Source organism: Vibrio sp. D173a, assembly GCF_030248475.1.
In genome coordinates this window covers 1-706 of the sequence record NZ_JAHGAH010000718.1, presented here as the reverse complement: position 1 = coordinate 706, position 706 = coordinate 1, and the positions used below count along the sequence as shown (strand labels likewise).

Genomic DNA, 706 nt, shown 5'->3' with positions numbered 1-706 from the left:
TGCCCTTCTTTAGCCAAGTACCAAGCACTGGTTAATCCAATCACGCCACTACCAATAACCATCACTTCCATTGCTCTGCCTCTGTCTATCGCAACATTTTCGTAACTTTGAGACACTTTATGAAGCGCATGTTGACTTAACAAGCTTACAAGTGTTGACTATAAATCAATTCGAGAGGTTTAACGCTTAGCACATGGGTAGCGTGTTACATTTTTGAAGAGTTATGACGAATAAACAAGCACTCATAAGTAAAAAGCACCGCTGAACAAACGTTATTCAGCGGTGCTTTTTAATTCAAACCTTCGTTATCGAGCTAACGAGCGGGTTATCTATGCCGATACAGCAGCATCAAGAACTAAGTTCGGTCGGATAAGCTCATAAAGACAATCTAATTCTTCACCAGAGCGAAATCTTCGCTGAATCATTCCAGCAGCCATATGCGGATGACCGCCACCAAAGCCAATGCCTTTGTCGTTCAAAGAACGTTTAATGATTTTGGCGACATTATTCTCAGAGCATTCGGAGCGAAGTGAAATAAACGTCTTGTCACTGGTTCGTGCTGTCAGTACAACAATATCCAACTCATCGACACTCAAAAGAAAATCGCCCAACACACCCAACATGTTCTTTGGACACCCTTCCGGTAGCACAGCGAAGCCGGCATTCTTCTATCGTCGCATGCTCGCAAGCATCGAATTGAAAAGTT

1 pseudogene is annotated in these 706 nt (G+C 43.1%); it reads right to left on the bottom strand.

The window, feature by feature from the left end:
• Positions 1-329: 329 nt before the first annotated feature.
• Positions 330-706, bottom strand: a pseudogene (locus KIV40_RS28770) (DHHA1 domain-containing protein); the annotation flags it as partial.